This window comes from Nonomuraea sp. NPDC049480, assembly GCF_044465905.1.
Lineage (GTDB): Bacteria > Actinomycetota > Actinomycetes > Streptosporangiales > Streptosporangiaceae > Nonomuraea.
On the sequence record NZ_JBITMD010000002.1, the window covers coordinates 235,932 to 258,154 of the forward strand.

Annotated in this window: 18 protein-coding genes; 8 read left to right on the top strand and 10 right to left on the bottom strand. The window is 71.2% G+C overall.

Translation table 11 applies throughout. The features are described from left to right. Positions 1-9 precede the first annotated feature (9 nt). Entirely contained in the window at positions 10-1,443 is a 1,434-nt protein-coding gene (locus tag ACIBX3_RS06495) for a DHA2 family efflux MFS transporter permease subunit (protein ID WP_397113798.1), read from the top strand. A gap of 19 nt (positions 1,444-1,462) precedes the next feature. On the opposite strand, the gene ACIBX3_RS06500 is transcribed toward ACIBX3_RS06495, so the two are convergent. From ACIBX3_RS06500 to ACIBX3_RS06520, 5 genes are read right to left on the bottom strand one after another with little or no spacing between them, the layout of a single operon-like run. Beyond that, positions 1,463-2,647, bottom strand: a complete 1,185-nt coding sequence (locus ACIBX3_RS06500; protein ID WP_397113800.1) for a VWA domain-containing protein — start codon at positions 2,645-2,647, stop codon at positions 1,463-1,465. Further along, a complete protein-coding gene (locus tag ACIBX3_RS06505) occupies positions 2,644-4,854 on the bottom strand; it encodes a DUF5682 family protein (protein ID WP_397113802.1) in 2,211 nt (736 codons plus the stop codon). The genes ACIBX3_RS06500 and ACIBX3_RS06505 overlap by 4 nt, the downstream gene beginning before the upstream one ends. Next, positions 4,851-5,915, bottom strand: coding sequence for an AAA family ATPase (locus ACIBX3_RS06510; protein WP_397113804.1), 1,065 nt, complete (start codon positions 5,913-5,915; stop codon positions 4,851-4,853). The genes ACIBX3_RS06505 and ACIBX3_RS06510 overlap by 4 nt, the downstream gene beginning before the upstream one ends. After that, a complete protein-coding gene (locus ACIBX3_RS06515; RefSeq protein ID WP_397113805.1) occupies positions 5,912-7,270 on the bottom strand; it encodes a DUF5691 domain-containing protein in 1,359 nt (452 codons plus the stop codon). The genes ACIBX3_RS06510 and ACIBX3_RS06515 overlap by 4 nt, the downstream gene beginning before the upstream one ends. Further along, positions 7,267-8,613 carry an SWIM zinc finger domain-containing protein gene (locus ACIBX3_RS06520; RefSeq protein WP_397113807.1) on the bottom strand — a complete coding sequence of 449 codons (1,347 nt, stop codon included), beginning with the start codon at positions 8,611-8,613 and terminating at the stop codon, positions 7,267-7,269. The genes ACIBX3_RS06515 and ACIBX3_RS06520 overlap by 4 nt, the downstream gene beginning before the upstream one ends. Before the next feature lie 178 nt (positions 8,614-8,791). On the opposite strand from ACIBX3_RS06520, the gene ACIBX3_RS06525 reads away from it, so the two are divergent. The 4 genes from ACIBX3_RS06525 (at position 8,792) to ACIBX3_RS06540 (ending at position 12,315) form a co-directional block, all read left to right on the top strand. Further along, positions 8,792-9,337, top strand: a complete 546-nt coding sequence (locus ACIBX3_RS06525) for a cupin domain-containing protein (protein WP_397113809.1) — start codon at positions 8,792-8,794, stop codon at positions 9,335-9,337. 57 nt (positions 9,338-9,394) lie between these two features. Continuing rightward, on the top strand, positions 9,395-9,664 hold the full coding sequence (locus ACIBX3_RS06530; protein WP_397113811.1) for a DUF1876 domain-containing protein: 270 nt from the start codon (positions 9,395-9,397) through the stop codon (positions 9,662-9,664). A gap of 196 nt (positions 9,665-9,860) precedes the next feature. Then, complete coding sequence (locus tag ACIBX3_RS06535; RefSeq protein WP_397113813.1) at positions 9,861-10,730, top strand: UTP--glucose-1-phosphate uridylyltransferase; 870 nt, start codon at positions 9,861-9,863, stop codon at positions 10,728-10,730. Between the two features lie 34 nt (positions 10,731-10,764). Beyond that, positions 10,765-12,315: an aldehyde dehydrogenase family protein gene (locus ACIBX3_RS06540; RefSeq protein WP_397113815.1), complete on the top strand. Its 1,551-nt coding sequence runs from the start codon at positions 10,765-10,767 to the stop codon at positions 12,313-12,315. Positions 12,316-12,434: 119 nt separating this feature from the next. Here the strand turns inward: ACIBX3_RS06540 and glnII are convergent, their stop codons facing one another. After that, complete coding sequence (gene glnII / locus ACIBX3_RS06545; protein ID WP_397113817.1) at positions 12,435-13,454, bottom strand: glutamine synthetase; 1,020 nt, start codon at positions 13,452-13,454, stop codon at positions 12,435-12,437. A gap of 126 nt (positions 13,455-13,580) precedes the next feature. Continuing rightward, the gene (locus tag ACIBX3_RS06550; RefSeq protein ID WP_397113819.1) at positions 13,581-14,054 is read right to left on the bottom strand and encodes a hypothetical protein; all 474 of its coding nucleotides are present in this window, start codon (positions 14,052-14,054) and stop codon (positions 13,581-13,583) included. Positions 14,055-14,126: 72 nt separating this feature from the next. Between ACIBX3_RS06550 and ACIBX3_RS06555 the strand changes: the two genes are divergently transcribed. Together ACIBX3_RS06555 and ACIBX3_RS06560 are read left to right on the top strand one after the other, a co-directional pair. Next, positions 14,127-15,569 carry an LLM class flavin-dependent oxidoreductase gene (locus ACIBX3_RS06555; RefSeq protein ID WP_397113821.1) on the top strand — a complete coding sequence of 481 codons (1,443 nt, stop codon included), beginning with the start codon at positions 14,127-14,129 and terminating at the stop codon, positions 15,567-15,569. Further along, the gene (locus tag ACIBX3_RS06560) at positions 15,569-16,744 is read left to right on the top strand and encodes a TerC family protein (protein WP_397113823.1); all 1,176 of its coding nucleotides are present in this window, start codon (positions 15,569-15,571) and stop codon (positions 16,742-16,744) included. The genes ACIBX3_RS06555 and ACIBX3_RS06560 overlap by 1 nt, the downstream gene beginning before the upstream one ends. A 21-nt stretch (positions 16,745-16,765) precedes the next feature. On the opposite strand, the gene ACIBX3_RS06565 is transcribed toward ACIBX3_RS06560, so the two are convergent. Both ACIBX3_RS06565 and ACIBX3_RS06570 read right to left on the bottom strand, forming a co-directional pair. Beyond that, complete coding sequence (locus ACIBX3_RS06565) at positions 16,766-19,756, bottom strand: AAA family ATPase (protein ID WP_397113825.1); 2,991 nt, start codon at positions 19,754-19,756, stop codon at positions 16,766-16,768. Positions 19,757-19,766: 10 nt separating this feature from the next. After that, complete coding sequence (locus ACIBX3_RS06570) at positions 19,767-20,444, bottom strand: lipoprotein (RefSeq protein ID WP_397113827.1); 678 nt, start codon at positions 20,442-20,444, stop codon at positions 19,767-19,769. A gap of 246 nt (positions 20,445-20,690) precedes the next feature. Between ACIBX3_RS06570 and ACIBX3_RS06575 the strand changes: the two genes are divergently transcribed. Then, positions 20,691-21,026, top strand: a complete 336-nt coding sequence (locus tag ACIBX3_RS06575) for a carboxymuconolactone decarboxylase family protein (protein WP_397113829.1) — start codon at positions 20,691-20,693, stop codon at positions 21,024-21,026. Here ACIBX3_RS06575 and ACIBX3_RS06580 read toward each other — a convergent pair. Then, positions 20,986-22,170, bottom strand: coding sequence for a PQQ-dependent sugar dehydrogenase (locus ACIBX3_RS06580; protein WP_397113831.1), 1,185 nt, complete (start codon positions 22,168-22,170; stop codon positions 20,986-20,988). The two genes, ACIBX3_RS06575 and ACIBX3_RS06580, sit on opposite strands and share 41 nt — an antisense overlap. Between the last annotated feature and the right edge of the window lie 53 nt (positions 22,171-22,223).

The window sequence follows — 22,223 nt, forward strand, 5'->3', positions numbered from 1 at the left end:
GGAGTCCCCATGACAGTCACCGCCTCCGCGGCGACGACCGAGGTCCAGCCCTACCGCTGGCGCTGGATCGCGTTGTTCGTGATCCTGGCCGCCGAGGTCATGGACCTGCTCGACGCGCTCGTGACCACGATCGCCGCACCCACCATCCAGCAGGAGCTCGGCGGCTCCGAAAGCCTCGTGCAGTGGCTGGGCGCCGGCTACACGCTGGCCATGGCCATCGGCCTGATCACCGGTGGCCGGCTCGGCGACCTGTACGGCAGGAAGCGCATGTTCCTGATCGGCGCGTTGGGCTTCACCGCCGCCTCGCTGCTGTGCGGCATCGCCGTCAACCCCGCCATGCTGGTCGGCAGCCGGGTGTTGCAGGGCCTGTTCGGCGCCGTGATGATCCCGCAGGGGCTCGGCCTGATCAAGGAGATGTTCCCGCCACGCGAGATCGGCAAGGCGTTCGGCATGTTCGGCCCGGTCATGGCCATCTCGTCCGTCGGCGGCCCCGTCCTGGCCGGCTGGCTGGTCGACGCCGACTTCTTCGGCACCGGCTGGCGCATGATCTTCCTGATCAACCTGCCGATCGGCCTGGCCGCCGCGCTGGCCGCGATGCGGTTCCTGCCCGAGTTCCGGCTCTCGAACGCGACCAGGCTCGACCTCGGCGGCGTCGCCCTGGTCTCGGCGGCCGCGTTCCTGCTGATCTACCCGCTCATCCAGGGCCGCGAGCTGGGCTGGCCCGCGTGGACGTTCGTGTCGATGGCCGCCTCGGTGGTGTTGTTCGCGGTGTTCGGCCGCTACGAGTCGCGCCGCGTCAAGGCCGGCAAGGACCCGCTGGTCACGCCCGGCCTGTTCCGCAAGCGCGCCTTCACCGGCGGGCTGGTGGCCGGGCTGGCGTTCTTCTCCGGCCTGATGGGCTTCGGCCTGGTCTTCAGCCTCTACACCCAGCTGGGCCTGGGCTTCACGCCGCTCCAGGCCGGCCTCGCCGGGCTGCCGCAGGCCGTGGGCGGCGTGCTGGGCTTCGGCATCGCGATGTCCGGCCTGCAGGAGAAGCTCGGCCGGGGGCTGCTGCAGATCGGCGCCATCGTGATGGCGGTGGGCGCGGCCGCGCTCGCGGTGACCATCCACCTCGCCGGGCTCGACGTCACCGCCTGGCAGCTGGCCCCCGGGCTCGGCCTGGTCGGCATCGGGATGGGCCTGACCATGGCGCCGTTCTTCGACATCGTGCTGGCCGGCGTCGAACCGCACGAGTCAGGCTCGGCCTCGGGCACGCTGACCGCGACACAGCAGCTCGGCGGCGCGTTCGGCACCGCCGTCCTGGGCACGATCTTCTTCAACCTGCTCGCCCGCGAGTGGGGGTTCGGCTCGGCCATGCAGGTGACCGTGTGGGTCGAGGTAGGGCTGCTGGCCCTGACCTTCGCCCTGTCGTTCCTCTTGCCGCGGTCCGCGCGAGCGGCTTGACGATCATCGTACGGGGCCTCTATGAGGGGATGTGGCGTTCGGCCCACCGTCCGATGTCACGCCTCTCGATGGCGGCGGCCATCAGGTCGGGGAACGCGTCGGGGGTGCAGGCGAACGCCGGCACCCCCATGGCGGCCAGTGCGGCGGCGTTCTCGTGGTCGTAGAACGGCGCGCCCTCGTCGGACAGCGCCAGCAGCACGATCACCTGGACGCCGGCCTGCGTCATCGCGGCCACCCGGCGCAGCATCTCCTCCCGGACGCCGCCCTCGTACAGGTCGCTGATCAGGATGAAGATCGAGTCGGCCGGGCGGCCGATGAGCCCCTGGCAGTAGGCGATGGCCCGGTTGATGTCGGTGCCGCCGCCGAGCTGCGTGCCGAACAGCAGCTCCACCGGATCGTGCAGCTGGTCGGTGAGATCCACCACGGCCGTGTCGAACACCACGAGCGACGTCTTCAGCGACCGCGTCGACGCCAGCACCGCCCCGAACACGCTCGAATACACCACCGAGGCCGCCATCGACCCGCTCTGGTCGATGCACAGCACCACCTCGCGCTGCACCGATCGCTGACGGCGGGCGTAGCCGACGAGCCGCGACGGGATGACGGTGTTCCGCTCCGGCAGGTAGTTCTTGAGGTTCGCCCGGATCGTCCGGTTCCAGTCGATGTCGGCCACCCGCTTGGGGCGGTGCGTCCTGGCCGCGCGGTCCAGCGCGCCCGTCACGGCCGCCCTGGTCTTCTGCGCGAGCCTGCGTTCCAGCTCCTCCACCACCTTGCGCACGACCGCCCGGGCCGACTCGCGGGCCTGGTCGGGCATGACCCGGTTGAGCGCGAGCAGGGTGCCGACCAGGTGCACGTCAGGCTCCACGGCCTCGAGCATCTCGGGCTCCAGCAGGAGCCTGGTGAGGTTCAGCCGCTCGATGGCGTCCTTCTGCATGACCTGGACGACCGTGGAGGGGAAGTACGTGCGGATGTCGCCCAGCCAGCGGGCCACCCGCGGCGCGGACGCGCCCAGCCCGCCTTCCCTGCCGTCCTGCTCGTAGACGGCCCCCAGCGCCGCGTCCATCTGCGCGTCGGCGCCCCGCAGGCCGAACCCGGTGCCGTCGGCGTCCCCGCCGCCCAGCACCAGCCGCCACCGGCGCATCCGCTCGTCCGTCCCCTCCACGGCTCCGGCCGCCTCCTCCGGTCCCCGCGTGGCCGCGCTCATCCGCCCGCCTTCCCGCCCGCTCTCCCGATGATCGACAGCACGGTCGCGGCGGCCGCCGCCGCGCGCCGCTCGTCCACGTCCTGTGTCCCCCACTCCTTCGTCCGCCCCGGCGAGCGCAGGCGCTCGCCGACGGCCCGGCGCTCCGGCGCGGCGAAGCTCCCGAACGTACGGCGCAGCAGCGGCAGCACGTCGGTGAACTGATCGCCGGACAGCCCCGTCAGCCAGCCGTCGACCAGGCCGAGCAGACGCGGGTCGTGCACCAGCAGGAGCCCGCCCCCGGCCAGGAACCCCTCGACCCAGGCCGCCGCCCTGGCCGGGGTCTGGCCGCGGGACATCGCCCTGGACATGCGGTCACCGGCGTCGTCGAGCTCGCCGGAGTCCAGCAGGATCCTGGTCAGCCGGCCCTCGATGAGGCCGTGCAGGTCCGGCCGGTCGCTGATGCCCCGCAGGGTCGCCAGCCACCGGTCCCGCTGCGCCGCCCCGCCCTCGGCGGGGACGTCGGCATCGGCCGGGGACTCGCTGAGCAGGGCGACGGCCGCGTGCACCGCGTCCACGTGATTGAGCACGTCCGCCGCCGCGTCGTCGTCCAGCCCCGTCACCGCCACCGGCAGCCCGACGCGGATCCGGTCCAGCATCGACCGCACGATCACGGCCAGCCCCTCGGCCGAGGTGCCGCGGACGTCGCCGTACCGGTGGGCGCGGACCATCGCGGGCAGCGCCGCCATCAGGTGCGTGACGTCGGTGTCCAGCGCCGCCTTGGCCGACAGGGCCGCCAGCACCTCCGGCAGCGCCTGCGGCAGGTCGGCCAGCAGGCACTGCTCGACCAGCGACGTCAGGTCCGCCAGCGCCGCCGCCTGCGCCCCCGCCAGATCCCCGGCCCGCCGCGCGGCGGCGGCGACCACGGTCGTGCCGAGGGCGGCGTGCTCGATGAGCGCGAGATCGTGCTCGGGCCGCCACCGCAGCGTCCACGTCTCCCTGAACGTGCCCTTGCCGCGGGCCTGCCCCGGAGTGCCCCAGTCCACCCCGAGCAGCCGCAGCCGGTGCAGCAGGTGACTGCGGTCGAGGTCGAGCGGTTTGCGCAGGTCGAGGTCGATCTCGCGGTCGAGCGCCTCGGGCTTGAGCTTCAGCCGCCGCTGCTCGTCACGCAGGTCACGCTGGAGCGGCACCATCGGCGTGCCGTCGCTGACGTGGCCGAGCCGGTCGCCGACGACCATGCGCCGCTGGATCAGCTCCACGGCCAGGTCGTCACCCTCGCACAACACGGCCCTGGCCGCCTCGGTGACCTCGCCGAGCCCGGCCAGGGGGCGGCCGCGCAGGGCGGCCAGGCTGCCGGCGAGGCGTACGGACTCGATGACGTGCGCGGACGACACCGCCAGGCCCTCGTCGCGGAGCACGGCGGCCGCCGCGGCGAGCCACCGCTCCACGGGGCGGTCGGGGGCGGTGAACAGATGGTGGTACCAGCCGGGCGAGGTGATGCCCGCCCCGTAGCCGCTCCGGGAGGCCAGCCGCCCGTACGTCCACGGCACCCACGTCAGCTCGGCCTTCACCTTGGGCAGCCCGCGCAGTGCGGCGTTGTCGGCGGCGGCGGACGGCAGGGGGCCGGTCAGCGCGGGGACGTGCCAGGCGCCGCAGATCACCGCGATCCGCGTGTGGCCCTGCTTGAGCGCCGCGCGGAGGGTCTTGCGCATGTACGCCTCGCGCCTGGCCTCCCGCTCGTCCGGCTCGTAGCCCTCGCGTACGGCGGCCATGGCCTCGGCGACCGCGTCGAACGGCGGGTCGTCGCGGTGCTCGACGACGTCCTCCCACCAGCGTTCCGGGTCGTCGTATCCGGCGGCCGCGGCGAGCGAGCCGATGGGGTCGGCCTGCATGTCGGATTTTTCCCCATCATCGCGGTCATCGGCGAGCGTGTGTGCCGCGGGCAGGTCGCAGAAGCGCACCGGGATGCCGGCGGCGGTGCCGTACAGGATGGCCTGCCATTCCGGCGAGAACCCGGCGAACGGCCAGAAGGCGGCCCGCGCGGGCGCACCCGGCACGTGGGCGAGCAGCGCGACCGGCGGTTCCAGGTCCGGGGCGAGCCGGACGAGCGCGTCGGCCTCGGGCGGACCCTCGATGAGGATCGTGTCGGGCCGCAACCGCTCCAGTTCCGCCCGCACGGCCCGCGCCGAGCCCGGCCCGTGATGCCGCACCCCCAGAACGTGAACACTCATGAGATGTCGCGGCAGGCGCGGTAGAAGTCCCGCCAGTCGGAGCGCTCGCGGACCACGGTCTCCAGGTATTCCCGCCACACCACCCGGTCCGACACCGGCTCCTGCACCACCGCCCCCACGATCCCGGCGGCCACGTCGGCCGGGCGCAGGACCCCGTCGCCGAAGTGGGCGGCCAGCGCGATGCCGTTGGTGAGCACCGAGATCGCCTCGGCCGTGGACAGGGTGCCGCTCGGCGACTTGAGCTTGGTGCGCCCGTCCTCGGTGACGCCCATGCGCAGCTCCCGGAAGACCGTCACCACACGCCGGATCTCGGCCGCTCCCGTCGTCGTCTCCGGCAGCTCCAGCGACCGCCCGAGCTGGCCGACCCGCCGCGCCACGATGTCCACCTCCTCCTCGGCGGTGGCCGGCACCGGCAGCACGACGGTGTTGAAGCGGCGGCGCAGCGCGCTGGACAGCTCGTTGACGCCCCGGTCGCGGTCGTTGGCGGTGGCGATGACGTTGAAGCCGCGCTGGGCCTGCACCTCCCGGTTGAGCTCGGGGATCGGCAGCGTCTTCTCCGACAGGACGGTGATCAGGGCGTCCTGTACGTCGGACGGCATGCGGGTCAGCTCCTCGACCCGGGCGATGCGGCCCTCGGCCATGGCGCGCATGACGGGCGACGGGGTCAGCGCCTCCATCGACGGGCCCTCGGCCAGCAGCCTGGCGTAGTTCCAGCCGTACCGGATGGCCTCCTCGGCGGTGCCTGCCGTGCCCTGCACGAGCAGCGTGGAGTCGCCGCTGACGGCGGCGGCCAGGTGCTCCGACAGCCACGTCTTGGCGGTGCCGGGCACGCCGAGCAGCAGCAGCGCGCGGTCGGTCGCCAGGGTGGCGACGGCCACCTCGACGATGCGGCGGGCGCCGACGTATTTGGGGGTGACGAGGTCGCCGTCGCCCAGGATGTAGGTGGTGACGGCCCACGGCGACAGCTTCCACCCCGGCGGCCTGGGCCGGTCGTCGTCCTTGGCGAGGAGGGCCAGCTCCTCGGCGTACTGGTCTTCCGCGTGCGGACGCAGAACGGTCATCGGGTCTCCTCAGGCAAGAACAGCTCCTTGTGCATGTCGGCGCGGAAGCGCAGCAGCGCGGCGACCTGCTGGATGGGCTCGACCGGCGAATAGCTCTCGGCCAGCGGGAACAGGGCCGGGTCGATGTGCTCGCCGGCCAGCTTGACCAGCTCGCCGAGGTTCCACGGCTGCGTCGTGGCCACCTTCACGATCTTGCGGAGGACGGCCGTAGCCAGGCCCTCGCGCCAGTGGGACGACACGCCGCCCAGGACCATGATGAGCTGGCTGTCCAGGTCGTGCTCGCGGACGAAGCCTGCGGCGAGCTCCTGCTGCTCGTCAGGCGGGAGCGACTCCAGAAGGTCCGCGATCGGGTCCCAGCCGAACATCGCCCGCGCCCACTCCGGGTCCTTCTGCAGCACGGCGGCGCGTACCCAGGCGGTCTTCACATCGGCGTCCCAGTCGGGGATCTTCATCTTGAGCAGCCGGGCGGCCGGCCGGCCCCACACCGACAGCGGGGCGCGGGCGATGATCTGCTGGAGCCACCAGGCCCGCTCGCCGAAGCCTCTGGGCGGTTTGGGCCGGACGCCATCGCGTTCCATCGCCTTGTCGCATGCGCCGGGGGCCTCGATGGTGATGGAGTTCCCGGCGATGGTCACGAACGTCCGCACCCGTTCGGCCATGCGCTGGGACAGGCGCGAGCCGGGGAGGCGGGTGAGGAGGTTGGCGGCGGCCTGGCGCACCTCTCTGCGGCGGTCGTCCAGCGCCGACTCCAGGAACGGCTCGTCGTCCATGCTCAGCCCGTCGGCCAGCACCTCCACGAACTCGGCGCGGTCGTCCGGCGTCTCGCGCTCCCACGTGCTCTCCAGCAACTGCCTGGCCTGGGCCGGGTCGGCCGCCCTGAGCGCTTTGAGATGTGCCCGCCGGTCGGCCGCGCCGCCCAGCTCCCACGTCTCCCCCGTCGGCTCCTCCAGGAGGTACGCCCACGCGGGGTTCCGCCCGGCCAGCCACCTGCCGCGCCGGCCCGCCAGCACGCCCAGGCAGACCCGGATCGAGCGGTCGCGGCGGCCGCGTTCGAGCAGGTCGGGCAGCACGTACGCGGGCACCCTGCGGCCGGTCCCCGCCGCCGCGGTCAGCCACTCCGTCAGCAACCTTTCGTGCTCGCCGCCCATGATCCTGACCAGCCGATCGGCCGCGCGCCCGGCGACGGCGGGGCGCTCCTCCCCGGGCGCCGGCTCCGGCGGCGCGGCCTCGTCCGGCCGTCGCCCGGCCCGCCGCCTGGCCACCTCGACGGCCGCGTCCTCGAGCAGCACGCCGTGGTACGGCCTGCGGTCGGTGCCCACGAGCGCCGCGGACGCCAGCTCCTCCCAGGTGCTCATCGCAGGATCACCGCCGTTCCTTCGTCGTCCCACGTGGTGAGGGGGCGCAGCCCCTGTGGGGTCCATTCGGCGGCCACCGTGAGCGGGTGTCCGCCCGAGACGGCGATCAGCCGCCATGGGTCACGGCACCGGGGGTGAAGCGGGAGACCTCCGAGTGAGGTCCGCTCGGGAACCACCCCGGCCAGGACGAGGGGCCAGGACTCGGTCCACGGATCCCCGGACAGCGCCCCGGCCACCTCGTCGAGCGCCTCCTCCGGCGACACGCCCGGGGGGACGGTCGCGGGGACCGTGCCGTTGCGTGCGGCGACCAGGGCGCGCAGCGGCGCCGCACCCGGATAGAAGGTCACGTCGGCGTCGATGGTGGTGCCGGTGACCAGGGAGGCGTCCAATGGCTGGCCCTGGGGGGCGAAGGAAAGGATCAGGGCCGGTCGGCCGGTGCGGCGCGCGCGGAGCCACACCCGGCGCGCCGTCAGCCGGTCCTGCGCCTCGTCGCGGCTGCCCAGCACGTCCCACTGGTCGCGCACCACGGGCCCGGCCAGCACCTCTTCCCTGGTGACGGGGAAGCCTGCGCGGATCAGGACCGTCTCGGCGAGCGTGGCGGGCAGCTCGGCCCGCCGACGGTAGGCGACGGCGAGCAGATTGATCATGGCGTATTCCTCCAGCAGCCGCCCCGGCCAGTCGTCCTCCGCCCGCACCCGCGCCAGCCGGGAGACGACGCCCGCGACCCCGGGAGCCTGGGCGTCGATGAGGCGCTTGGCCAGGCCCTCCCACTCAGGCTCACCGGCCCCGGCGAGGCCCTGGCGCACCTGGTCGGCCAGCCAGCGCTCCAGCTCGGCCAGGCCGGCGGCGACCCGCGCATGGCGTACGGACTCCGGACGCGAGGCACCGGCCCGCTCCGTCCCGTCGACGCCGGGCCGTCCGGAGCCTGCGACGTCCTGCTCGCCGGAAACACCGGCATCGTCGTTCCCGTTCGCGCGGGCGGCCTCCAGCCGGGCCGCCGCCTTGGCCGCGCGCTCGGCGCGGGACTCCAGCCACTCCGTCACCCACTGCGGCGCCGCCGCCGCCTCGGGCACGCCGTCGCCGGACCACATGAGCAGCAGTCCCAGCGCGTGCTTGCATGGGAACTTCCGGCTTGGGCAGCTGCACCGGTACGCGGGTTCGGTCAGGTCGACGCACGCCAAATAGGGCGTGGCCCCGCTGCCCTTGCACTCGCCGTACAGGACCGTGCCCGTCGCGCCCCGCGACGACCATTTCCCGGGCGCCGCCACGCCCTGGGCCGCCTTCTGGGAGGAGGCGTCGGGGGCGAGGGCGAGCACCTGATCACGGCTCAACCTTGCGATCACCTGCCGCAGACTAGCCAGCCCGACCGACATTTCGCCGCGAGTCCTGAGATCTCGCGCCAGGCCGTCCGACCGGGCCCCTCACGGGGAGGGCGCGCGGGAACCGCCGAGGTTCCCGGCCCACGACGACCCCGCCTGTCCGGACATATTCGTCCGGACATATCCATCTAAACTCTCCTAGGTGGAGCTGAAGACCTACCCCAACGGCCCGTCCGTCCAGGTGCCCGACGAGGCCGCGGCCCTGGCCAGCCCGCTGGAGGGCCAGCTCGTCCTCGACGGCACCCGCTTCCTCCGCCGGGACGTCACCGGCGCCCCGATCGCCTTCGTCGAACGCCCGCCCGTCGCCGCGGCACTCGACCTCCTCCCCCACCCGGAGGGTGGCTGGTTCCGCGAGACGTGGCGATCGGCGGTGACCTTCCAGCCGGACGGGTACGAGGGACCGCGCGCCAGCGCCACCGGCATCTACTTCCTCCTGAACCCGGGCGAGGAGTCGGTGCCGCACCTGGTCAAGTCGGACGAGGTCTGGCTGTGGCACCGCGGCGGCCCGCTGAGCCTGACGATCGGGGACGCCACGGTCACGCTGGGGCCGGGGGTGGAGGACGGCGAGGTGCCGCAGGCGATCGTCCCCGGCGGGGTCCGGCAGTCGGCCCGCCCGGCGGGCGCCGAGCCGGTGCTGGTGAGCTGCATCGTGTCCCCGGGCTTCGATTTCGCCGATTTCACCGCATAGGCGGGTCTGTGAGGCGGGGCGGTTTCACCGAGCCGCCGAAGGGCAGCCCGTGTGGCCATGAAAGCAAAAGAATGGACGGTGCGCATCGAGCTGACCGAGGACGGCGACGACACTGCGGCGCGGGCGGCTCTCACCACCGGCGACGGCACGGAAATCACCGGGAACGGACGCGCCCGGCGCAACCCGTCCGACCCCATGGTGCCCGAGATCGGGGACGAGCTGGCGGCCTCACGCGCCCTGGCTGACCTGGCCGAACACCTCGCGGTCATCACTCAGAGGGACATCGCGGGCTCGGCGGACGCCCCCGCCCCGATCCGCTCGTGGTAAAGACACGCATTTAACGAATAATGAAATTCCGCACTTTTACTAATGGGCGCTAATTGCTAAATTGACGACCACGGTTGCGTTCGAGGAGACATTCGCTCCCGCTCGACCACGGCGCGGCGTCGCCCGCACCGGCGTGATCACCGCAAAGTCGCTGAGGTAACGTCGGCACTCTCCCCACCCGATCAAGGAGAGTCGCATGGTCCGCAAAGCCGTGATCCCGGTGGCCGGCCTGGGCACCCGGCTGCTTCCCCTGACCAAGGCCTTGCCCAAGGAGATGCTGCCCATCGGCGACAAGCCGGTCATCGAGCACACCATCCGCGAGCTCGTGGACTCCGGCATCGACGAGATCACCATCGTCACCTCAGCCCGCAAGGACCTCGTCCAGAAGCACTTCGCCCCCGACGCCGACCTGGAGCTGCAGCTGCGCGCGGCCGGCAAGGACGACCTGGCCGACGCGGTGGCCGAGCTGTCGTCGCTGGCCCACATCACGTACCTGTACCAGAACGGCCCGTACGGCAACGGCACGCCCGTGCTCAACGCCGCCCGCGTCATCGGCGACGAGCCGTTCATGGTGCTGTGGGCCGACGACGTGTTCGTGGCCGAGGTGCCGCGCGCCAAGCAGCTCAAAAGCGCGTACGAGGCCACTCAGGCCCCTGTCCTGGCCCTGATGCCGATGGCGGTCGAGGACGCCTCCCGCTACGGCGTGCCGATCGTGGAGGAGGACCTCGGCGGCGGCCGGCTGCGCATCTCGGGCCTGATGGAGAAGCCGTCCCCGGAGGAGGCCCCCTCCCGGTACGCCGCCATCGGCGGGTACGTCGTCACCCCCGGCGTCGTCGAGGAGCTCGAGGCCGCGACGCGCCGCTGGCACGACAAGCCCGAGGGCGAGATCTACCTCACCGACGCCCTGCACCGCCACGCCGCCGGGCACCCGGTGTACGGGCAGGTCATCGACGGCACCTGGTGGGACACGGGCTCGCCGCTCGACTACCTCAAGGCCCAGTTCGCCGCGGCCCTCGCCGACCCGGCCTACGGCCCGGAGCTGCGCAGACTGGCCTTGGAGGGCTAGCGTCGTGTCCGGAGAACCTATGAGGAGGCCACCGATGAGCCGTCAGATCGTTTCCGTCGTGGGTGGCAAGGAGGCCGCCACCGCGACCGCATATGAGTCGACCAACCCCGCCCGGCCGGGCGAGGTCGTGGCCCGGGTCGGCCTGGCCGACGCCGGCGCGTTCGCCGCCGCCTGCCGCACGGCCAAGGAGGCCCAGCGCGAATGGGCCAGGGTGCCCGCGCCCGTGCGCGGCCGGGTGATCGCCTCCATCGGGCGGCTGGTCGAGGCCAACACCGAGCGGCTGGCCCGCCTGGTGACCGAGGAGATCGGCAAGCCGTACGCCGAGTCCCTGGGCGAGGTCAGGGAGATCGTGGACACCTGCGACTTCTTCCTCGGCGAGGGCCGCCGGCTGTACGGGCAGACGGTGCCGTCCGAGATGCCGGACAAGAACCTGTTCACCTTCCGCAACCCGGTCGGCGTGGCGGCGGTCGTCACCGCGGGCAACTTCCCGGTGGCCGTGCCGTCGTGGTACCTGGTCCCGGCCCTGCTGTGCGGCAACGCCGTCGTCTGGAAGCCCGCCGAGTACGCCGCCGCCTCCGCGCACGCCATGTTCCAGCTGTTCACGGCGGCGGGGCTGCCCGACGGCGTGCTGAACGTCGTCTTCGCCGACGGCGCCGAGACCTTCCGCGGCCTGGAGCTGGCGCTGGAGGAAGGCAACGTGCACAAGGTCGGGTTCACCGGCTCCAGCGCGGTCGGCAGCAAGATCGGCGAGCTGACCGGGCGGCACCTCCAGTCGGCCTGCCTGGAGCTGGGCGGCAAGAACCCGATGGTGATCATGCCGGACGCGGATCTGGACCTCGCGGTGGAGGGCGCGCTGTTCTCCGGCTTCGGCACCGCCGGCCAGCGCTGCACCAGCCTCGGCACGGTCATCGTGCACGAGGACGTCCACGACGCGTTCGTGGAGCGGTTCGCCCGGGCGCTGGCCGGAGCCAGGATCGGCGACCCGGCGCAGGACGTGCTGGCCGGGCCGCTGCTGGACCAGAAGTTCGCCGACCGCTACGAGGAGTACCTGACCTGGCTCCAGCCCCACCACACGGTCGTGTCAGGAAAAATCGGAAAGATCACCAAGGACAACCCGCGCGGCGACTTCGACGGCGACAGTATCCATGGCGGGGGCCTCTACTACCACCCGGTCGTCGTGGACGGCGTGCGGCCCGGCGACCGGCTGTTCATGGAGGAGACGTTCGGCCCGATCGTGGGCGTGACCGCGTTCCGCACCCTCGACGAGGCCGTCGAGCTGGCCAACCTGCCCGGCTACGGCCTGTCGAGCTCGATCTACACCACGAACCCGAAGCACGCCTTCCGCTTCCGCGAGGGCGTCTCGGCCGGCATGGTCAGCGTCAACAACTCCACGTCGGGCGCGGAGGCGCACCTCCCGTTCGGCGGCAACGGCAAGTCGGGCAACGGCAGCCGCCAGTCCGGCATGTGGGTGCTCGACCAGTTCACCCGCTGGCAGGCGATGAACTGGGACCACTCCGGCCGCCTGCAGAAGGCGCAGATGGACGTCGCCGAGATCGTCCCCGATCTCGGCTTCCGCCTCGCCTGACGCACCCCGCCGCGAGCGTCGCGGCCGGCGCGAAGGGCTGTCAGGCAAGAGAGAGGGGCGCCGCCCGTGCGAGCCGGGTGGCGCCCCTGTCATCAGCCTTACCAGCCGCGGGAGTGCGGTCAGACCAGGCCGGCCTTCTCCAGCGCCGAGCAGCAGGTGTTCACCAGCAGGCGGGTGACGACGTACGGGTCGACGTTGGCGTTCGGGCGGCGGTCCTCGATGTAGCCCTTCTTCTCCAGCTCGACCTGCCACGGGATGCGCACGGAGGCGCCGCGGTCGGAGACGCCGTAGCTGTACTTGTTCCACGGGGCGGTCTCGTGGGCGCCGGTCAGGCGGGCCTCGACGCCGGCACCGTACTGGGTGATGTGCTCCAGCGGCTTGTCGCCCTCACCGAGTGCCTCGCAGGCGGTGATGATGGCGTCGTAGCCCTCACGCATGGCCTTGGTGGAGAAGTTGGTGTGCGCGCCGGCGCCGTTCCAGTCGCCGCGGGCGGGCTTGGCGTCGAGCGTGGCCTCCACGCCGAACTCCTCGGCCGTGCGGTAGAGCAGCCAGCGGGCCACCCACAGGTGGTCGGCGACGTCGAGCGGGCTCGCCGGGCCGACCTGGAACTCCCACTGGCCGGGCATGACCTCGGCGTTGATGCCGGAGATCGCCAGGCCGGCGGCGAGGCAGCGGTCGAGGTGCAGCTCGACGATCTCACGGCCGAAGATGGCGTCGGCGCCGACACCGCAGTAGTACGGGCCCTGCGGGGCGGGGAAGCCGCCCTCGGGGAAGCCGAGCGGGCGGCTGCCCTTGAAGAAGGTGTACTCCTGCTCGATGCCGAACCAGGACTCCTGGTCGGCGAACTGCTCGGCGATCGGGCGCAGCAGGGCGCGGGTGTTGCTGACGTGCGGGTCGCCGTTGATCTCCTCGACCTCGGCCAGGACGAGCACGTTGTCGCCGCCGCGGATCGGGTCGGGGCAGGTGAACACCGGGCGGAGCACGCGGTCCGACGAGTGACCCTCGGCCTGGTTGGTGCTGGAGCCGTCGAAGCCCCAGACCGGCGGCTCAGCCCCGTCGGCAAGGATCTTGGTCTTCGAGCGCAGAAGAGCCGTGGGCTCGGTGCCGTCGATCCAGATGTACTCAGCCTTGTAGCTCACAGCGATCCTTTCAGGGTGTTTCACAGCCACGCCGAGTCTTATGGACGGCCGTTTCCCGGTTTTTGCCCGCATGTGAACGCCGTGTTAATCAGACGGTCTTTGCCAAGCCAAATGCAGGTCCGGGCATCACCCTTCGCGTACCACGCCGTCGCCCTCGACGGTCAGCGCGGCGTTCGGCCCGCCCCCGCCGCAGTCCGGGCCGTTGGGATAGCGCAGGCGCGGGGTGACGTCGATCGCGCGCTCCAGGACCGGCTCCCCGCCGGCGTCCAGCAGCGCCAACCGTACCCGCACCGGCCGCTCGGGCAACCCGGGCACGTCGCCGAACGCGTGCTTCCCGCCGTCCGGGACCGAGGTCGCCGAGCATGTGTCCCCCGCGCAGGTCTCCGTCACGGTCCGGCTGGTCGGCTGCAGTTCGACGCGGGCCTCCTCGCAGCCGCCGTCCCAGCACACCTCCATCGAGGCGGACACGGCCTGGGCCGCCAGCGGTCCCTTGATCTGCACCCCCACTCCGACCGGCGTGCCGATGAGCGTGCACTCCTTGACGGACGAACATGCCGTGAGCAGGGCACAGACGATGGCGAACCAGGCGATCCGATGCATAACCCCTAAGACGTGGGTCAGAGATTCAGGGTTCACGGCGCCATGCGACCATGTCACTCAGGGGGATTGCTCATGCACGATCTGTGGTTCGGCGCATTCCTGTCACCCGAGGCCGAAGGCCGGGACCGGCTGCTGCGCCAGGTCACGCTGGCCGACCGGCTCGGCCTCGATCTGATCGGTGTCCAGGACCATCCCTACCAGGCGGGATTCCTCGACACCTGGACGCTGCTGCCGGCGATCGCCGCGCGCACCCGGCGGATCCGGCTGGTGCCCGACGTGGTCAACCTGCCGCTGCGGCCGCCCGCCGTGCTGGCCAGAGCCGCCGCCTCGCTCGACCTGCTCAGCGGCGGCCGGGTGGAGCTGGGGCTGGGCGCGGGCGCGTTCTGGGACGCGATCGCGGCGATGGGGGGACGCCGGTTGTCCCCGGCCGCGTCGATCGAGGCGCTGGCCGAGGCGATCACGGTGCTGCGGGCGCTGTGGACGCCGGGCGACCCCGTGGTGTTCGAGGGCGACCACTACCGGCTCGGCGGGGCGCGGCCCGGGCCGTTCCCCGCGCATCCGATCGGCATCTGGATCGGCGCGATCAAGCGCAGGATGCTGGAGCTGACCGGGCGGATGGGCGACGGCTGGCTGTCGTCGTCCTTCTACAGCCCGCCGGAGGCGGTGGCCGCGCAGGCGAAGGTGCTCGACGCGGCGGCCGCGGACGCGGGACGCGACCCGGTGGAGATCCGCAAGGTCTACAACATCGGCGGCACGTTCGCGCCGCTGCCCGGGCCGGGGTTCCTCGACGGTCCCCCCGCGCTGTGGGCCGAGCAGCTCACCGAGCTGGCGCTGGAGGTCGGCATGACCGGGTTCGTGCTCGCGCCGGGGCCGGAGGCCGAGCGGGACCTTCGGACGTTCGCCGCGGAGGTCGCGCCCGCCGTACGCGAGGCCGTGGCCAGGGAGCGGGGGCGGCCCGCGCCGGAGCCGGCCGAGCGGCCGGTCACGCTCGCCGACCTGGACGAGGCGGGCCGGCCCCGCGCGCCCAGGCGGGACCCCGCGGCGCTCACGCCGGAGCAGCGGCGGCTCGGGCGCCACCTGGTGGAGGTGCATGACGGCTACCGGCACGAGATGCGGCAGGTCCAGGACGCGATCGAGCAGGTCGCCGAGCTGCGCGAGAGCATCGACCGGCTGTCCGCGCGGCAGAACCAGTGGACGCTGGGCACGTACTGCGCGACGTTCTGCCGGCTGCTGACCGTGCACCACACGACCGAGGACGAGGCCATGTTCCCGGCCGTCCTGGAGGCCGACCCCACGCTGGCACCGGTGATCAAGAAGCTGGAGCAGGAGCACGAGGTCATCGCCGAGCTGCTGGCCCGGCTCGACGAGGCGTGCGTGCGGCTGCTGCGCGACCCGGCCGGGATCGAACTGGTCAGGGCGCGCGCGGACCGGCTGGCGGCCGTTCTGGCGTCGCACTTCGCCTATGAGGAGGAGGAACTGGTGGAGCCGATCGGCCGGCTCGGAGTGCGTGTCTGATGGACGTCTCCCCCCTGGTGTGGTGGCTGACGATCAGCGGGATCCTCGCGCTGCTGCTCCTCGACTTCTTCTTCCACGTACGCCGGGCGCACGCCCCCTCGCTGCGCGAGGCGTCGGTCTGGTCCGCCCTGTACGTCGGCATCGCCCTGGTGTTCGGCGCGGGCGTGTGGATCTTCGGTGGCGCCGATCCCGGGACGGAGTATTTCGCCGGCTACGTCACGGAGAAGGCGTTGTCGGTCGACAACCTCTTCGTCTTCCTGGTGATCATGTCGAGCTTCAAGGTGCCGCGCGCCGACCAGCAGAAGGCGCTGCTGTTCGGCATCGTCTTCTCGCTGCTGGCCAGGAGCGGTTTCATCCTGCTCGGCGCGGCCCTGATCAATTCCTTCAGCTGGGCGTTCTACGTGTTCGGCCTCATCCTGCTGGTCACCGCGGGCAACCTGCTCAAGCCCGAGAGCGAGGAGAGCCACCAGCCGGACAACGTCATGGTCCGCCTGGCCCGCCGGCTCTTCCCGGCCACCGACACGTACGACGGCGACAAGCTGTTCACCGTCCAGGACGGCAAGCGGGTCATGACGCCGATGCTGCTCGTCATGATCGCCATCGGCGGGACCGACATCCTGTTCGCCCTCGACTCCATCCCGGCCATCTTCGGCCTCACCCAGAACGTCTACCTGGTCTTCACCGCCACCGCCTTCTCCCTGCTGGGCCTGCGGCAGCTCTACTTCCTCATCGACGACCTGCTCGACCGGCTGATCTACCTGGCCTACGGGCTGGCCGTCATCCTCGGCTTCATCGGCGTCAAGCTCGTCCTGCACGCGCTGCACGAGAACAACGTGCCGTTCGTCAACGACGGCGAGCCCGTGCCGGTCACCGAGATCAGCACGGGCCTGTCCCTGTCGGTGATCGTCGGCGTGCTGGTGATCACCGTGATCGCCTCGCTGACCAGCGCCAAAGGCCGCGCGCAGAACACCGTGTCGGCCGCGCGGCGGCACGCCCAGCACTACCTGGAGGTCGAGCACGATCCGGCGCTGCGCGAGGAGCTGTTCGGGAAGTTGTGCGCCGAGGAGCAGCAGCTCAGGAAGCTGCCGGAGAAATACCGCAGGCGCATTCGCGAGGAGGAGAAGCTGATGGCGCTGCTGCGCAAGGTCCACGAGGAGCACGACCGGGACTGCTGAGAGCCCCGGTCGCGCCACCTGTCACGTACGCCCGTCGCGCCCGTTGCCGTCGTAGCCGAGCAGCCGCATGGCGGTGTCCGGGTCCATCGCCGCGGCCAGGAGCTGGGCCCGGGCGTGGGCCTCGTCCCGCTCGCGTTCGGCCTTGGCCTGCGCCGCGCGTACCCCCTTGATCGCGACCAGCGCCAGCCCGGCGCCCACGATGACCGCGACGATCACCACGAACAGCAGGAACAGCAGCCCCGGCGAGGCCACCATGCCGGAGGCCGCCGTGTTGGCGCCGTTGCCGCCCGCGCCCGTCACGGCCAGCGCGGCGATGATGGACAGGGCCACGAGCCCGAGCAGGCTGGCGATGACCAGCCACACCCTCCCCGCGGTCCGCTTCCGCGCGGGCAGCGGCGGCGCGGCCGCCGCCTCGACCACGACGGGCACCGGCGAGGGCGTCTGCGGAGGCGCCGGCGTCGCCGTGTTGGGCGCCCACGGCATGAACTCTGGCCGGTCGGCCGAGTCGGCGGCCGGTGTGACCGCCGTGGGCGGCGGCGCGATCACCGGCGTCGGCGGCGGCTCGATGGTCACCACCTGCGGCCCCGGATGGACGGCCTTGACGCCGGCGCCGCTGAAGGCCACCACCGGCTCGACGTCCTGCTCCACGGCACCGGGCAGCTCGCGCTCGATGCGGCTGTGCTCCTTGTGCGCCCTGGCCGCGTCCCGGTGGTAGTCCTCCAGTTCGTGGTAGAGCTCGTCGGAGGCGTAGATCGTGCCGTCGATGAGCGGTCCCGGCTCCCTGCGGATGATCGCCACCACGTCGTCGCCGTTGAGCGTCTTGTGCGTCTCCAGCGCGTGGGCCACGCAGAGCACCTCGCGGCGGTGCTCCTGCAGCAGCTGCTCGGTCTTCTCCAGCAGCCGCACCAGGTTGAACTCGATCCGCTCCCCCAGCACGTCGGGGGTCAGGTCGGGCTCGCGCTTGGCCGGATCGCGCTCGGTGATGCCGATGCCGCCGCTGCCGGGGATGCGCTTGCGCATGGCCTTGCCGCCCATGATCTCCAGCTCCTGGAGCGCGGGCAGCGAGGTGACGCCGGAGCCCATGCCCCAGTACGACTCCATCATCGCGGTGAGGTACGTCGCCGAGAACAGGTCGCCGGACACGCCGGAGGAGTTGTCCTCGCCGAAGAACATCCGCTCCCCGGCCAGCGACGCCAGCGAGACCATGATGTCGGCCTCGTGCTCCGACTTCCACCGGGTGAACTGGTCCTCGGGCTTGATCGAGGCGACCATGCCCAGGTAGTCGGCGCCCTTCTCGATGGTGGCGATGTCGATCTCGAGGTGGAAGCGGGTCACGTACGCCACGACCGCGTGGCAGGCCTCGTGGACGGCCACGGCATGCCGCTCGCGCTCGATGTACTCGACGTCCTCGGGCGGGCCGAGCTGCTTGAGCCGCTTGGCGCGCAGCACGTCCGACCAGGTGATGATCTCGCGACCGTCGCGGATGGCGGTGATCAGCGACTCGTTGACCAGGTCCTTGATCGTGGCGCCGGTGGCGTACGGGGTGATCGTGGCCAGCTTGTCGACCTGGTCGGCGGTGAGCTCGTGGTCGACCTTGTCGAAGTAGCCCTGGTACGTGCGCACCCGCCCGGCCTTGGACGGGTAGCCGACCTTGTAGATGCGGTCGATGCGGCCGGGCCGCAGCAGCGCCTCGTCGAGCGCGTCAGGCCGGTTGGTGGCCATCATGACGAGGATGCGGTACTTGGGCGGCGGCTTGGGCCGCATCCCGAGCAGCCGCCTGACCAGGCGGTTGAAGAACCCGCGCGGCTTCTTGAGCCCGGACAGCTCGGTGAGCAGCGCCTGCAGCGTGCCGGGGTCGCCGCTGCCCATCATGCCGCCGCCCATCATGAAGCGGTTACGCCGGCCAGGCTCCTCCCCGTCCTCGCGCCGGGCGCGGAAGGCCAGCACCTGGCGGGTCTCCTCGGACAGGTAGTTGAGCCCGTGGCAGCCGGCGTACCCGGACAGGCCGGAGAAGCCGCCGCCCGGCACGTTGGGGCCCTGCTGGGCGAGCCGGCCGCGCTTGCCGAGCGAGTCGGCCTCGTCGAAGAAGACGATCACGCCGCCGTACCGGAGCGCCAGCTTGCGCAGCTTCCTGAACAGGCTTTTCACCTTGAGGATGCCGATGCCCATGAACATGTTCGTGAACGCGCCCGGATCCACGAACACGTACGGCTTGCCGGTCTCACCGGCCACGGCCTCGGCCATGAGGGTCTTGCCGGTGCCCGGCGGACCCCACAGCAGCAGGCCGCTGGGGACGTACCCGCCGCGATTCTCGATCTCGTCGGGCCGCTCCAGGAAGACGATGTTCTCCCGGACGCGCTCGACCACGTGGTCCTGACCCCACACGTCGTGGAAGCGGGTCTTGATGTCGTCGGGGAAGTAGGTCTCGACGCCGCCCCTGGACAGGAACCAGAACAGGCCCACGAACTGGATGATGACGAAGAAGAACAGGAAGACGATCTGCAGGAAGAACGGCAGCGCCTGCCAGATCAGCGCGGGCACCTGGAACAACGCCTGGAACGGGCTGATGTCCAGCACCGCCCCCAGCACCAGGGCGGTCAGCACGACGAAGAACGCGATCTTGAACGCCCGCGAGAGCCGGTATCTCGTCCAGTCGTCGAAGCGCCGGTGCGCCCAGCGCTCGGAGCCGCCGAAGATTTTCTGGCTCCACAAGCGGTGGTAGGCCGACCAGTGCTCGCTGACGAGGAAGTGCAGCTGGCGAACGAGCTCGACGCCGATCAGCCAGAAGATCCACTGGTAGTCCCTCGCGATGACCAGTGCCGCCTCGGGGAAGGGGGTGATGCCCTCGTAGTCGGCCATCATCTTCCACGTGAGGATGAAGTAGGCCGCCACCAGGGCGATGAGGAATTTGCTCCGATCCCAGAACTGCATCTTCTTCCTGGTCACGGATTCGGGATCAGAGGGCCCGCTGCCGGGGGCACGCAGCCCTTCATGGTGAATGGTCGTGGTCAATGGTGCTCCCTCATCCAGGCAGCCGGAGCAGCTTGAAAGAACTCGCGATCTTGTCGAACTCGCCGGCGCGCTTCCTGTAGCAGACGGACTGGCAGCCGATGAGCATGACGGAGACCGTGGTGCCCTTCCCGTCGAGGATGGCGGTGTGGTCGAACGTCTGGACGTCGTTGCCGATCTGGTAGTTGAAGCGGACCCGGACCCCCCGGGCGCCGTTGTCCAGGTTCAGGACCTCGTCGTTGAGGAGCTCGAAGTTCTGGAAGGTGGGCTGCCGGCCGGTGGTCATCGCCTGCTGCAGGTAGAGCTGTCGGACCTGCTCGGTGACGGGGAAGAGGAAGTCGCGCAGCCGGTTGAGCGAGATCACGTCCCGCTGTTCCTCGGTGAGCTGATGAACGGTGGCGTAGACGAAGGGATCCGCCGACCCCAGCAGGTGGCTGACCGACGGTTCCGCGGACTGGTCGAAGGCCGCCGACCAGACCCGCTGTGCCCGCAGCTGCGCCGCCTGCGAGCTTGGGTGGTCGCCGGACAGATACATCTCGATCTCGCTCGCGTTGAGCTGTGTGAACGACGACGGCACCTTGAAGTAGGTGGTGCCCGCCCGATCACGCACGTAGGTGAACTCCGGCTGCCCGCACGCAGACAGCATGAAGATCGCGACCATGAGCGCGACCAAAGCCCGTGTCTTTTTCACCAGGGCTTACCTCCGCTTTACGGACCAACGGAGTTGTTGTGCCCGCTTTCAGGAGGAATGAGCCCGATGTACGGTGGAAAATCTTGACCAAATCTTGCTCGTTCATTGGCTCGACTTGTTACAGATCGAAAACGGCTGCCGCTCGGGGCCCGCGGCGCCTCCGTACAACGTTCATGCAACCCCCATTGGTTCATCCCAGGAAGTAGCGAAAGATATGAGGATCCCTAGCGACACCCGGAGCGTGCGATGACAGAACCCGCCATGGAGATCGTCGACTCCTTCGGCATCATGGCCGAGCGCCAGTTCGCCGACGTCTGGTCCAGGACGGTCCTGTCGGTCAAGGAGCGCCGGCTGCTCCTCCTCGGGCTGCTCGTCGGCCAGGGCCTCGACGAGATGACGGAGGTCCAGCTCGACACCGCCCTGCGCGCCGGCGACCTCACCGAGACGGAGCTGCGCGAGGTGGTCGTCTTCCTGACCCACTACGCGGGCTGGGCACGGGGGTCGAGGCTGAACGACCAGGTGGAGAACCTGATCGACCGGGTCAGGCAGGCTCGATCCGGTAGAGCGGACCCCGCAGGCTGAGCGCGTAGAGCTCGCCGTCGTGCCCCTGGCCGAATGACGACAACTGCTGCACCTCGCCGACCTCGGCCGCCTTCTCCAGCTCGTCGACGGGCGCGGCCTTGATCCACCCGGCGCAGAAGTCCCCGTACATGAACTGTCCCCGCAGCCAGGGGATCTTCTCGCCGCGGTAGACGTATCCGGCGATCACCGAGCAGTTGCCGCCTTCTTTCAGCGGGTAGACGATCACGGGGTCGACCAGCTCGCGCCCCTTCCCGTCGCGGAAGGGCTTGTCGCCCTCGCGCAGGTTCCACCCGTAGTTCTCGCCGCCCTCGGAGCCTGCGGGCTGGTAGTCGACCTCCTCCCACGCGTTCTGCCCGACGTCGCCGATCCACAGGTCGCCGGTCTCGCGGTCGAAGGTGAACCGCCAGGGGTTGCGCAGGCCGTACGCCCAGATCTCGGTCTTGGCGCCCTCCTTGCCGACGAACGGGTTGTCCTCCGGCACCGCGTACGGCCGGCCGCCCCGCGGGTCGATGCGCAGGATCTTGCCGAGCAGCGTGCCGAGGTCCTGGCCGTTGCCCTCGGGGTCGCCCCCGCTGCCGCCGTCGCCCAGCGCGATGTAGAGGTAGCCGTCGGGGCCGAAGGAGAGCTGGCCGCCGTTGTGGTTGGCGAACGGCTGGTCCTGGGTGAGCACGTCGCGCCGGCCTGTCGCCTTGGCGCCGTCGTAGGCCCACTCGGTGACGTGGGTGTCGCCCTGGGCGTCGGTCCAGTCGAGGTAGACCCACCGGCCGGACGGGTGGAACGCCACGCCCAGCAGGCCCTGTTCGTTGCCGTCGCTCACCTCGCGGGACAGGTCGATGACCGTCTTGCCGTCGGAGGCGCGCAGCCTGCCCGTCTGCTCGGCGACGTAGAGCCGGTCGTCGCCCTTGCGCACGGCGAACGCCACCGGCTGCTCGAAGTCGCCGATCTTCTCGAACCGCAGCTCGCCGCGCTCGGCCGGGGTCGTCTCAGGCGCTGTCTCAGGCGCTGTCTCAGGCGCTGTCTCCGGCGTGGTGGGCGGCGGGGCGGCGGCTGTCGTCTCCGGGCCATAGGTCGCGGACCCCCGGAGCTCCGCGGAACAGGCGGTGACGGCCGCGAGGGATAAGAGCACAGCCACGACGAGACGCACGCCGTTCATCCTGCCATGGGCGCCGATGAGAAAACTGCGAAATGGACTGCCGG

Coding starts and splice junctions, on each gene's coding strand:
- ACIBX3_RS06495 (WP_397113798.1), top strand. CDS start 10: ATGACAGTCACCGCCTCCGCGGCGACGACCGAGGTCCAGCCCTACCGC.
- ACIBX3_RS06500 (WP_397113800.1), bottom strand. CDS start 2,647: ATGAGCGCGGCCACGCGGGGACCGGAGGAGGCGGCCGGAGCCGTGGAG.
- ACIBX3_RS06505 (WP_397113802.1), bottom strand. CDS start 4,854: ATGAGTGTTCACGTTCTGGGGGTGCGGCATCACGGGCCGGGCTCGGCG.
- ACIBX3_RS06510 (WP_397113804.1), bottom strand. CDS start 5,915: ATGACCGTTCTGCGTCCGCACGCGGAAGACCAGTACGCCGAGGAGCTG.
- ACIBX3_RS06515 (WP_397113805.1), bottom strand. CDS start 7,270: ATGAGCACCTGGGAGGAGCTGGCGTCCGCGGCGCTCGTGGGCACCGAC.
- ACIBX3_RS06530 (WP_397113811.1), top strand. CDS start 9,395: ATGAAAGCAAAAGAATGGACGGTGCGCATCGAGCTGACCGAGGACGGC.
- ACIBX3_RS06535 (WP_397113813.1), top strand. CDS start 9,861: ATGGTCCGCAAAGCCGTGATCCCGGTGGCCGGCCTGGGCACCCGGCTG.
- ACIBX3_RS06540 (WP_397113815.1), top strand. CDS start 10,765: ATGAGCCGTCAGATCGTTTCCGTCGTGGGTGGCAAGGAGGCCGCCACC.
- ACIBX3_RS06550 (WP_397113819.1), bottom strand. CDS start 14,054: ATGCATCGGATCGCCTGGTTCGCCATCGTCTGTGCCCTGCTCACGGCA.
- ACIBX3_RS06555 (WP_397113821.1), top strand. CDS start 14,127: ATGCACGATCTGTGGTTCGGCGCATTCCTGTCACCCGAGGCCGAAGGC.
- ACIBX3_RS06560 (WP_397113823.1), top strand. CDS start 15,569: ATGGACGTCTCCCCCCTGGTGTGGTGGCTGACGATCAGCGGGATCCTC.
- ACIBX3_RS06575 (WP_397113829.1), top strand. CDS start 20,691: ATGACAGAACCCGCCATGGAGATCGTCGACTCCTTCGGCATCATGGCC.